This is a genomic window from Paenibacillus sp. ACRRY (genome assembly GCF_022346995.1).
Taxonomy (GTDB): Bacteria; Bacillota; Bacilli; order Paenibacillales; family Paenibacillaceae; genus Paenibacillus.
Window position 1 is genome coordinate 1,042,722 of sequence record NZ_JAKRNM010000001.1, and the last position, 12,308, is coordinate 1,055,029.

Genomic DNA, 12,308 nt, shown 5'->3' on the forward strand with positions numbered 1-12,308 from the left:
GTTGTGCCAGATGGTTGGGTAATTTTCTCATTCCACTTCCTTCTTCAAGCAGCATTTCCTTATTATGACGATTATTCTCGTGTATATGCATTTTGCTTAGGGAAGACAAACTCCAAGCTTGAAATAAAAAAAAGTCGCTAAACATAGCGACTTGTAATTGTGTAACATTATTTTTCATATTAGACTTTGAATTTCTCCGTCAACTCCTGAAGTCTTGCAGCCATTCGCGCCAGGTAAGTGGAAGATGAACTGATCTCTTGCATGGAGGCTAGCTGCTCCTCGGCTGCTGCAGATACGGCTTGGGCTCCTGCTGCTGTTTCGTGGGACAGATGAGAGATGTCCTCAATTGCTGCTACAACATTGGAAGTCTCCTTCACAATATGTTCTGCCATCATAGACACTTCTCCTACTTTGCCATTAACCGTGTCCACGGAGAGGTTAATTTCTTCAAACAGACGTCCTGCATGATCCATGATGACCATCCCCGTTGAGACCTCACCCATTGCTGCACCCATGGAACCTTCTGCTTGCTTGATTCCTTCATGAATGGATCCAATCAGTCCGTTGACCTGTTCGGCAGATTGAGCTGCCTGCTCAGCGAGTGTTCCCACTTCCCTGGCTACGACTGCAAATCCTCTACCGTGTTCGCCCGCTCGGGCCGCTTCAATGGATGCGTTTAATGCAAGCAAATTAGTTTGCTTTGAGATGTCAGAGATCACCTTAATGATCTGTCCAATCTCCTGCGAGATTTGAACCAGATGGTTGATGCCATCTGACACGTGGTTGACGGATTGATGGATGGTGCTCATTTGCGATACGGCTCCCTGAATGGCTTCCCCGCCTTCTTTCGATTTTTGGGCAACGTGAGCTGTTGCTACAGCCGTAGTAGAGGCGTTGTCTGCAATATGACCAATGTTCCCAGCAACATCCTGTATGGTAAGCAGGCTTTGTTCAACGAGCAACACCTGGCGATCAGCACCTTCCGCCATCTGTTCAATGATTTGTGTAATATGCCCTGTTGACGTTGCACCTTGTTCAGCATTCGCAGATAGCTGCTCAGAAGCCGCAGCAAGCTGACTGGATGAATCCGCAACTTCAGATACAATCCGATTCAGGGATCCTACCATTTGATTATAGGCCTCTCCCAAATCACCAAATTCGTCTCGCGAAGCAAGTGATGTATTACGGCTCAAGTCCCCTTGGCCTACTTCAATGGAGAACTCATTCAACGTTTGTAACGGCTTGGTAATGGAACGTACAATGACTACAGTGAGTCCAAAGCCAAGCAGCACAAAGACTAAAATGACCAGCAGCGTATTATTCCAGATGGGTTCAGCCGCTTGTACGACCTCGATGGGAGAGCGATCGCCAGCAATCTTCCATCCTGTCAATGCGTTGGTGATGTACACCAGTTCGCGCGTTTCTCCATTCGGAGATGTTTGTTCTATCTGCCCGGATTCTTCATTCAGCATGGATGCCGGAGACCCTTCGCCCTCTTGAGGAACTCCCTGCTCGAGATTCGTGGAAACGTCCTGCGGCGCATCTCCCGATTCCGGTGCTTCTCCTTCCGTGCCGGAACCCTCCGATCCCCAAGACGGTGACACAATCATGGAACCATCAGCACTAAAAATAACGACAAAGCCATTATCCCCAATCTGAATATCTCCTACGGTTTCCTGAAGTGTGCTTAAGTCCAGTGTAATGGAAACAACGGATTTTCCGTCACTGGACGCTTGTGCCATGTCTACAATGGTACGGCCCGACTCTTCAGAGGTATAAGGCTCGGACAACACAACGTTTTCAGGGTCAGCGATTGCTTTGGCATAAAATTCATGATCCTTTGGATTGTAATTGCTTGGTTCGTTATGGTTACTTGAGCTATATGTAAATTGACCATCATCCGCAACAAATACCGCGGCTTCCACTTCCGGATGGTTATTTGTATAGGCATTTAACAGCATATCGGGATTTTCGGCAGATGAAAGGGACTCGAACAACTGCCCAACATCTGCTATTTTGCTTTGTATGTATTGATCAACCATGCTGCTTACTAATGAAATGTCTGTATCCGCCATATTGGCAAGCTGTGTATCCACCTGATTCTTGGCCGTGAAGTACGAGAATCCGCCGATGACCAAGCTAGGGAGCAATAGCATGGCGAGCAGCGAAGCAGCAAGCCTTGTTCTGACCGATCTCAATTTTCTGAATTTCATGTGCATTTCTCCTTATGTACGATGTACGCTGTATGATGTATTTGCTCTATTAAGCAAGTTAAAACGATTGACTCAGTGAACTTGATTAAGCTCTCCTTGAGCACAAATCAACTATAAAACAGGTAGCTTAAATGAAACTGAATCCATCCATGTATAAGGTATAAGTCGCTTCAGACTCTACATGGTTAGTCTCAATTCCAGTGAGATACAAACTGACAGGTACCAATTACACAAAAAATAAGAAACAGGGACACGTCATTACACGCGTCCCTGTTCCCTTTGTTTTAATACTATTGCTCTGCATTCGTCTTCATATTATAGGCAGGAGTACACAACATTTCGCAAACGTCTCTGAATGTAAGGCTCTTGGCTATTAAGCAGATGCTGCGCATACATGACGGTGAGCCCGGAGTCCGGATCAATAATCGCCATGCATCCGGCAGCACCGCTCCAGCCAAATTCGCCATGAGGGCTTAGAGAACCGCTTTCTGACTTGGAGATATGCGTACGGACCCCGAGTCCAAACCCATATCCCCCCATATGATCCCAAGAGTAATCAGGGCGGGTCATCTCATTCAGATGATCTGTCCGCATCAATTCCACGGATGCCTGTGACAAAATCCGAACACCTTCAGGAGTGGTACCCTGACCAGTGAGTGCGTTCAGGAACAACGCATAATCGCGAACGGTAGATAGCAGTCCCGCGCCTCCGCTCTCCAATTCCGTACCAACACGGAACCCATTACCGTCCATGCGGATGGCTTTTTCGAGTTCATCATTGTATGCGTACTGCGGAATCAGACGTGACTGCTGCTTATCATTCAAATCGAAAGCTGTATCGTTCATGCCGAGTGGTCCAGTGATCTCTTCCTGCAGATATGTCCCGAAACGTCTGCCGCTTACCACCTCGATCAATGCTCCCAGCACATCGTGACACATGCTATAGTTCCAATGCGTGCCTGGCTCAAACAAAAGCGGTTCCTTCGCGAGCGCTTTCGCAAAATCACGTGTTGGCAGTTTTCCATTGGTACTTTCCACTGCCTCTTTGATGGATGGCGAACCAACGTCATACGAGAAGCCCGCCGTCATTGTAAACAAATCACGTACCGTAATGGCTCTTGTTGCTTTCTCCAGTCTGATCTCGCCATTCGGCATGATTTTCTTCACATTCATCTCTGCAAACTCCGGCAGATAGTCGGACACTGGATCACTAAGCAGCATATGCCCCCTTTCAACAAGTTGCAGTGCTGCAACGCAGGTCATGATTTTGGTCATGGAATAGAGATTAAAAATGGCACCATCGGCGATTGGTGTTTTCTCCTCCAGGTTAGCGTAACCATTACGATAGTGGAAAACGGTGTCATTTTGATGAATGATCATCACTTCTGCCCACGGAATCCTCCAGGATGTGATGCGATCAATAAATGAAGCAAGCGGTTTAAAGTCCATGTTTATCCGTCCTTCTATGTAGAATCGTTTATCATTGCACACTGTGAACCATGGCCACTCCACGAATCACATATTACTACTATACGACCATTTGTAAGCGTTGACTACCATCCGAAATAAGTTGCTCCACAAAAAGAAAAAAAGCCGCTAAACTAGCGACTTGAAGTTGAAACATATCTCTCTAACAGCAACTAACTCCGTCTTACACTTGATCTTATGTTGCCTTTTTGGTGTTGTAACTACAATTACAAGATTTCGATATACCCTTCTGTTCCATGCACACGAATTCGCTGTCCGTCTTGAATACGTTTCGTTGCATTCTCCACGCCAACCACTGCAGCCAAGCCGTACTCACGTGCAATAACGGCTCCATGGGTCATCAGTCCACCAACTTCGGTGACTAGCCCTTTAATGGATACAAATAGCGGTGTCCAGCTAGGGTCTGTAAAAGCGGTAACGAGGATATCTCCATCTTCCAGCTCAGCTTCCTCCATGTTCAGAATCACACGTGCACGCCCTTCGATAACACCGGAAGAGACAGCGAGACCTATTAATGCTTCGGCTGGGAGGTTATCTCTTTTATACTTACCCGTAATGATTTCACCATCTGACGTGATCACACGTGGTGGGGTCAATTTTTCATATCGCTTGTATTCGTCTTTTCGCCTGCTGATCATCTGGTCATCCACTTTACGGGTTCTAACCACTTCGCGAAGTTCTTCAAAAGTAAGATCATATATATCTTCTTTTTCCCGCAAAACACCCGCCTGAACTAGCCGCTCAGCTTCCTTGAGCAAAGCTTGCTTATAAATGAAGTAACGATGAACCATGCCGTATTTGGGGTATTCTCTGTACCCGCTCAAATTTCGAATGATGTCAATCTTTTCTTTTGTTTCTTTTGCTTTTTGCTCTCCATCAGGCAGTTGCTTCAATCGGCCTAATAACTCCTCTTCCTTTCTCAAGGCCTCCTGTCGCCCTTGCTCAAACTTCCGGCTCCCTTCATTAGGCTCAAAGTTTTTGATATTACCCAGAATCAGGGGAACTAGTGTCAGTGGTTTTTCAATCCAGCGAGTTCGGGTTAGATCAATCTCTCCGGCACAGCGAATTCCATATCGATGAAGATAGGCATGGATTGCTTCTTGCGCCTCCTGACCACCCGTGAATTGAACAAGCTCATCCAAGAATTGATCCTCTTGTACATGTTGTAAGTATTGAACGACCTCAGGAAAAGGACGAATCACATCTGCGACGTCCAATAACGCGAGCCCCATTTCGGAAGTGATATTGTTTGGAACAGACTGGGAGATTGCATCTGCAGCGTTTTTTTCACCTAACCATTCGTTCATTTTGTCATTCAGCCAGAACGAAGCGTTCATACCCGTTGTGATTACAGCTGAACTTCGCGGGTCAAATAATATTTCCCTAAGTTCCTGGATATCTTCCTGGATAAAATCAATCAAATTAGCTCCAGATTTTGTTTGAATGTTTTGTTCTAACTCTTCAATAGATGCTTCATTGTTCTTAATCAATTCAGTAACGATGGACGGATCTTGTTCATTGATTGGTGTATGAGAGCGTGCTGGAGGCAACTCTTTATTGCCTCGGCCGGAATTCTCTACGTGATTGTCGTTCGGTAATGATTCCACAAAATCTCCTCGCTCAACTACAGTCAATAATGCGTCTTTGATAAGCGGATCGGATTTGCCAAGGGCATTCACTATGTTATCTCGACTAACAGGTGAGGCTAGCATAGGCGTTACATCCACGAACAACCTCCCGCCCGCTACGCGCATGGGTGCAGGTGTCGTCATGAGATAAAATGACAGTCCCAGTGGTTTGATGGGATCGGTCATCATTTGTTGATGTGCAACTGATACGTACACATGATTTTCTTGATCATTCACTTCAGGGATCGGAAATAATGTTGTAATTGGTCGGCTCTGGACAATGTAGAAAGTGCCTTCGGACAAGCACCACTCCATATCCTGCGGACAGCCAAAGTAAGCTTCAATTTGCCTTCCTATCCGAGCTAGCTCCAGAATGTGTTGATCTGTAAGTGTCTGGTTTTTTTGCTGATCAGAATGAATTGTCCGCGTCTCAGTCCCGCCTTCTTTTCGAGCATAGATTGCGATTTTTTTGGTTGCAATTCTTTTATCGACAATTTCTTCTTCCCGTACCTTATAACAATCCGCAGATACCAAGCCAGAAACCAGTGCTTCTCCCAAACCATAGCTGGCATCGATCGATAAGAGTTTTCGGCTGGACGTCATGGGATCGGCAGTAAATAGAATTCCTGAAGCCTGAGGGAAAATCATCTTCTGAATTATAACAGCCAAGTATACCTGGCTATGATCAAATCCGTTCTGCATACGGTAGATCACAGCACGATCCGTGAAAAGGGAAGACCAACATTTGCGAATGTGCTCCAGTATGGCTTCCTTGCCGATGATGTTCAAATAGGTATCCTGCTGACCTGCAAAAGAAGCATGTGGCAAATCCTCGGCAGTTGCACTTGAACGTACCGCATATGCATGTTCATCTCCATACTGGGTGAGGTAGCGGCTTACTGCCTCGACAACATCGTAAGGAATTTCCGAATTTAAAATGATCTGCCGAATCTCTCTGCTGATTTCACCAATTTGATCTCGCTCTTCTGCATGAAGCCTCGTTAGTCGACTGAGTAAAGAGTGGTATGTTTTGTTCTGTTCAATGGCTTGCTGGAATCCCATCGTAGTAACACAGAATCCGTCTGGAACTTGTATCCCTTCCCTCTTCGATAATTCCCCCAGATTCAATCCCTTCCCGCCAACAAGCGAAAGCTGTGTCTTTTCGATCTCCTGGAAACTGAGAACCAAAGAACTCATTCAACATCTCTCCTAATCATCAAATTGAAAAAAAATCTTTTGACAAGATTTTAGCGGCATGTTAAAATAAAAATATAAGATGTAATATTTATGCGAACTTGCATAAATACACTCGTGAACTGATCATACCATCGTGTTAATTTATATGCAATATTAAAAAAAAAGGACCTGACTAATATGTCTGGTCCTTTTTTCGTCTTTCTTCAACTTATCCAAGTGTAATGGGCTGTCACGATTTGCGGATAACTTTTAATTCGTCTATGAATGAACGAAGTGTATTGGTTAGGAACGAATCTCTCCGGTGAATGAATACAGTTGAGACCTCATTATACGTTTGAGAAACAGGATATGCGTGCACTTTGCCTTCTTCAATCAAGTGACTTACAGATGATTTGGGAGCAATTGTGATCCCGATCCCTGCGGTAACACTACCGATTATCGTTTCAAATGTGCCGAACTGCATAATCTTTCTTGGAACCATACCTTCCTCCCTTAACCAGCCTTCTAACCGCTCGCGATAACTGCACCCTTTGTTGAATAACAACAGCGGTGTGTTCGTGACATCTTCAATTGTAAAAGAACTGCTCTTGGTAACAAGAATGAGTTCCTCCCGAAAAACCTCACTCGCCTCAATCAAAGGATGATTGATCGGTCCTGTAACAAAAGCCCCATCCAATTTAAAATTCATCACATCCTGAAGCAATTGTTCACTCACACCTACATTCAAGGAGAAATCCACATTGGGATACTTCTCAACATAGGAGGATAGTATGCCAGGCAAGCTGATCATCGTTTCTACGATTCCAATGTTAAGAATACCTGAAGGGGCATCCGCGCTCTGAAAAGTACGTTTCATCTCATCAAACTTGGCCAATATTTCTTCCGCGTATATCAGCAACCGTTTACCTTCCGCGTTTAGAATCATTCCCCGTTTATGCCTGGTGAACAACATGGTCTTTAATTCTTTTTCAAGCTGCTTGATTCTTGCGGTTACATTGGACTGAACATAACTTAACTCAACAGCCGCCTGGCTTACGCTTCCCCGCTCCGCAACAGTTTTAAAAATCCTCAAGTCATTTAATTCCAAATTGCTCGTTCCCCCATGTATATGATCATGCAGTTAACCATCTATCTTATCTATCTATCTCGTTCACCTATCATTTTAAATGATGATAAGTACGATTTTCAATCATTTTACTCCCCACTTTTTATATCATATGATTCACATGGATCAGATTGGACACCAATAATAAATGGAGTTGTCGTAATGAACAGAAAGAACGTTAGTCTGGGCACTGCTCTGTGCCTGATTGCCAGCATGTCTTGGGGTGCCATGTTCCCCGTAGCGCACAGCGCATTAGAATTCATGGATCCGCTGTATTTTTCGTTTTTCCGCTATTTCTTCGTGACGGTTGTACTCGTGATATTGCTTGTTTTCAAGGAAGGGAAATCCGCATTTCGGTTGGAGGGAAAAGGAGGAAAGCTCCTTTTTTATGGAACGATGGGCTTCACCCTGTATAACTTCATGATTTTTTCCGGACAGGACTTGATGGGCGATTCAGGTACAATTATTGCCTCTATTATGGAAGCACTTATGCCCATGATTACCATTGTCATTCTATGGTTCAGAACAAAAATCAAACCCGCACGATTCATGATGATCAGTATCCTGATTGCTCTAACAGGTGCTTTACTCGTCATTACCAATGGGAGTCTTACCTTTTTTGCAATGGCCGCTGAACACCTTGTCCCCGTCCTCTTTATATTTATTGGAGCGGTAGGTTGGGTTCTGTATTCACTGGGAGGAAGCCAGTTCGGTGAATGGTCTGTTCTGCGATATTCTGCATTAACTTGCTTGCTGGGGACGATTGTTTCCTTCTTTATTGTTGCGTTAGGTTCCTTGTTCGGTTTACTGCAGACGCCTGATTGGCATACGCTGTCTTCTGTTAAGTATCAAATGACGTTCATGGTTATTTTTCCTGGTCTTATAGCTCTGCTGAGCTGGAATGCAGGAATCAAAATGCTCTCCACCGTAAACGGGATCCTATTTATGAGTGTGGTTCCGGTAACCACCTTTGTACTCATGGCCTTACAAGGCTACAAAATCAGTATGAATGAATTCTACGGTGCACTACTTGTTATTTTTGCCTTGATTCAGAATAATTACTATCAGCGAAAATCTTTAAGGAGCCTGGACCTAGCTGAAAATGGAGCACTAAAGAAAGCCTTATAAAGACACTATCAAACCTACGCTCCGCACCTAAGCGGCTTGATTCGGTTATTCAGTGAACAATTCGGAAATAATTCTCTCATGCCGATTCTTCAGCAGCGTTGTTCTCGTCGTGATACTGCAAGCAGCAGCCTCAATGTAACATGTCTGAGGCTGCTGCTTTTGTGATGAGAATCATCTTACTACTTCGTATCTTTATACACATATCGTCTAATAAAATAACTTGGCGTACAGCTCCATGCATGACAATAGCTGTTGACCAGGTTGCTGCCGTAAGGAGAATATGTTTTATCATCCGGATTGTATAACTCCCAAAAGGTATCCGCCCCGTCTTTCAACATGCCTCCCCAGTATGTTCGAATTTGTTCAAGCGCCTTTTCCTTCTCTCCGCATAAGAGCAATGCATCGACGTAGTGATGAACCATATACGGGGTTGTCATGCCAATGGCATTGGCATGATGCTCCAGTCTTTCGAGCAATGCTGTGGCGTTTGGAACATCAATTACCTCTGCGAGGATCATCCATACTTGGGATGCCCAAGACACCTGTCTCTCTTTTCCGCTGATGAAGTACTTCTGTTCCTCGTCCCATAGATATGCGAGTGCTGCATTCACGGCTTTCTGAATTTGAACGTTAATCCAAGCCTCCTGATCCACCAAGTCCAGTTCATGAGCAATCTTCAATCCTCTTCTCATGCTATAAATGAGCACCGCTTGTGCCCCAGCCTGCTTGTTGAGTTCATCATGCCAATCCAGGAAGCAATACCAGGTGTCATCGTCTTGTACGATCCCCTGCTCGTTCAGCCTTGCGAGTGCAATGTGAATCTGCTCGTACGCTACTGGCCACAATTCTTCCAGCGTATTCCGATCCCCTGTCGTTTCATAATAATCATAAAGAGTGGCTACAAACAGCAGTGCGTAATCGTACAGATAAGTCTCGTCCACATAAGGCTCCGGATACTCATATAAACATGCCCCAACTTGACCGCCCTCAAGCCGTGATCCGGCAAAGAGATAAAGGCATCGTTTGACAAGTTCATTACAGCCGAAGGTTTCATAGTTGACGAGCGCCTGCAAGCGAAGGTCTCCGATCCACAAACGACGATCTCGCTTGGGACCATCCTCGAAGACAGTTTGCATGCAATCTCGCAACGTTTGCACAGCAACCCGATCGATGTTCGCCATTTCCAGTCCGATGTCTTGTCCCAATGGGGGCACTGCTGCCAAATCTGCTGAGGTAACTGTCGTGCAGTACAGATCGGTAAGTTGAACGTCATAACGAATCGAGGTTTCAAGGACGTCAATCTTCAGATAACGGAATGCATAACGGCGATCCAGCGTGATCGTTCCCGGCAGCACATCCACATTGATGATCTCATCCTGCAGCCAGGACCGGCTAAGCCATCCTTTGTATTCACTGAAATCCTCTCCGACTTCGCATGGCATTTCACCGAATGTCAATCGAAGGCGGAGTGGCGCATCGGCATTACTCCGCACGTTCTGAAGGGATATTGTTAAATAACCGACATGATGAGTTCCAAAATCCAGCGTGATGCAATCGCCTTTTTTCAAAATCTGATCGTAAACTTGAGCAGCCGAACCTACCGGTTCAACGCCCCACCCTTGGAAAGCATCCTCATCTTGAACCACATGCACCATGCGTTCCGGGTAAACTTTCTGTTGATGCAGTTCAGGGGTTAGTTGTTTTGCTTGGTCTAACCAGGTCGTTTTTATCATGTGTTCATTCATACACATATCCTCCTTATCCCTTGACCGCTCCAACGGTCATGCCGCCAATGAAATATTTTTGCAGGAACAGAAACGCGAGCAGCAGCGGCAGAGCACATAGAAAACATGCTGCAAACAACACGTTCCATTGTGTGGGATTTTGCTGATCCCCAAGAAATCCAAGCATGGCGAGTGGCAATGGAGAGTCATCTGCTCCCGAGATGAAGATCGTATTGAAGAAGTAATCATTCCAAATCCACACACCCTGCGTAATAATGACGGATACAGTCACAGGAATAAGCAAGGGAAACACCACCGTCCAGAAGCGTTGGAACAACCCTGCCCCATCGATATGTGCAGCCTCCTCCACTTCTTCAGGAACACCACTTCGAATGAAGCCGGTATACAGGAAAGTGGAGAACGGAAGACTGCACGTAATAAACATAAAGATGGGCGTATATTGGTTGGTTGGAATATGCAGCGCATTGATCATCTGCACGATCGGGATTAATACCATCTGTGCAGGTACAACGAGTCCCGACAAGAAAAACAGATACATGAACTTGCTTAATTTTGTCTTCAAACGCGCCATCGGATACGAAGCCATGGCTGCGAACAGAACCACGAATATGACCGATACACCCGTCAATACAATGCTGTTCCAGAGCGCTTCAGGGAAATGCATACGCTCGAAGGCTGACTTATAACTTGCGAGAGATAATTCCTGAAACAATGCCAGCGGGTTTGTATTATTGCTAGGATCACGAAGTGAAGTCGAAAAGGCGATAATCAACGGAATGAGGTTCAATGCCATAACGACGAGTACAACAAGCTGAACTGACCCTTTGCTAAGCCACTTACGAAGCATCATGCAGACACCTCCCGTTTGTTCATTTTCAGCACAAAGACGGCGGTAATCACGATAATTACGGCAAATGAAATGACACCAAGTGCCGATGCTTTACCGAAGAGCTGTTCCGTAAATGCCATTTTATAAATCGTATAGATCAGCGTATTAGTAGCCGTTCCGGGGCCGCCATTCGTCATAATAAACGGGAAATCGAAGGCTTTGAGGCCATTGATCAAGCTTAGCGTTACGTTAATGGTAATCGCTGTTGCCAGCAATGGAATCTTGACATGGCGCAGCAATCTCCAGGAACCACAGCCGTCCATTCGACCGGCTTCCAGCAGATCAGTAGGAACGGTCTGAAGCCCTGCGAGAAAGATAATCATCGTTGTTCCGATGGTCTTCCAGATTTCGACGAAGATAATTGAATATAAGGCAGTCGAATAGTCCCCCAGGAAATTCAATTCGTTCGCGATACCTAATTTATCGAGAAAGGAAGAAATCAGTCCGTAATCCGGCATATAGACGTAGCTCCACAAAAATCCGACTACAATTGCACTAAACAATGTGGGAATATACGCCAGGGAACGATAGATCCCGGTTCCTCTTATTTTCATGTTTAACAGCAGAGCCAGTGCCAACCCGATGATATTGCCGGCGATCACGGTGACAAACGTATAGATCAGCGTATTTTTTAATGAAATGCCAAGGATATCGCTGCTGAACAATTCCTTATAGTTGTCGAATCCGATATAGTTGTAGGCTTGGGCATACCCGTTATAGTCCGTTATGCTGTACTGGAACAACCGCAGGATCGGGAAGATCCAGAAGGTCAGGTAGAAAAGTAATGCCGGTAAGGCAAACCAGTACATGGACTTTTTCATTACAGTAGAGCTCATCCTGCTCCATCCTTTCCAAGAAGGCCTGCAGCAAGGGAAGAAAGACTACCTTTCCTTCCCTTTGCGGCAGACAGCATCA

Annotated in this window: 8 protein-coding genes; 1 reads left to right on the forward strand and 7 read right to left on the reverse strand. The window is 45.3% G+C overall.

The annotated features are described in order from the left end of the window. Positions 1-179 precede the first annotated feature (179 nt). The 4 genes from MH144_RS04435 to MH144_RS04450 form a co-directional block, all read right to left on the reverse strand. Positions 180-2,213, reverse strand: coding sequence for a methyl-accepting chemotaxis protein (locus tag MH144_RS04435; RefSeq protein ID WP_239297845.1), 2,034 nt, complete (start codon positions 2,211-2,213; stop codon positions 180-182). A 315-nt stretch (positions 2,214-2,528) separates the two neighbouring features. Beyond that, positions 2,529-3,662, reverse strand: coding sequence for a serine hydrolase domain-containing protein (locus MH144_RS04440; protein WP_239297846.1), 1,134 nt, complete (start codon positions 3,660-3,662; stop codon positions 2,529-2,531). 245 nt (positions 3,663-3,907) lie between these two features. Continuing rightward, positions 3,908-6,526: a phosphoenolpyruvate synthase gene (ppsA, locus tag MH144_RS04445; protein WP_239297847.1), complete on the reverse strand. Its 2,619-nt coding sequence runs from the start codon at positions 6,524-6,526 to the stop codon at positions 3,908-3,910. 229 nt (positions 6,527-6,755) lie between these two features. Then, the gene (locus tag MH144_RS04450) at positions 6,756-7,613 is read right to left on the reverse strand and encodes a LysR family transcriptional regulator (RefSeq protein WP_239297848.1); all 858 of its coding nucleotides are present in this window, start codon (positions 7,611-7,613) and stop codon (positions 6,756-6,758) included. A gap of 180 nt (positions 7,614-7,793) precedes the next feature. On the opposite strand from MH144_RS04450, the gene MH144_RS04455 reads away from it, so the two are divergent. Beyond that, positions 7,794-8,759, forward strand: a complete 966-nt coding sequence (locus MH144_RS04455) for a DMT family transporter (RefSeq protein WP_239297849.1) — start codon at positions 7,794-7,796, stop codon at positions 8,757-8,759. A gap of 179 nt (positions 8,760-8,938) precedes the next feature. Here MH144_RS04455 and MH144_RS04460 read toward each other — a convergent pair whose 3' ends face one another. The 3 genes from MH144_RS04460 to MH144_RS04470 are packed head-to-tail and all read right to left on the reverse strand — an operon-like array spanning position 8,939 to position 12,229. Beyond that, positions 8,939-10,504: an alpha-L-rhamnosidase-related protein gene (locus tag MH144_RS04460; RefSeq protein WP_239297850.1), complete on the reverse strand. Its 1,566-nt coding sequence runs from the start codon at positions 10,502-10,504 to the stop codon at positions 8,939-8,941. Between the two features lie 13 nt (positions 10,505-10,517). Then, positions 10,518-11,354: a carbohydrate ABC transporter permease gene (locus MH144_RS04465; protein WP_239297851.1), complete on the reverse strand. Its 837-nt coding sequence runs from the start codon at positions 11,352-11,354 to the stop codon at positions 10,518-10,520. Further along, complete coding sequence (locus MH144_RS04470) at positions 11,351-12,229, reverse strand: carbohydrate ABC transporter permease (RefSeq protein WP_145408595.1); 879 nt, start codon at positions 12,227-12,229, stop codon at positions 11,351-11,353. Before MH144_RS04470 ends, MH144_RS04465 begins: the two co-directional genes overlap by 4 nt. Positions 12,230-12,308 lie beyond the last annotated feature (79 nt).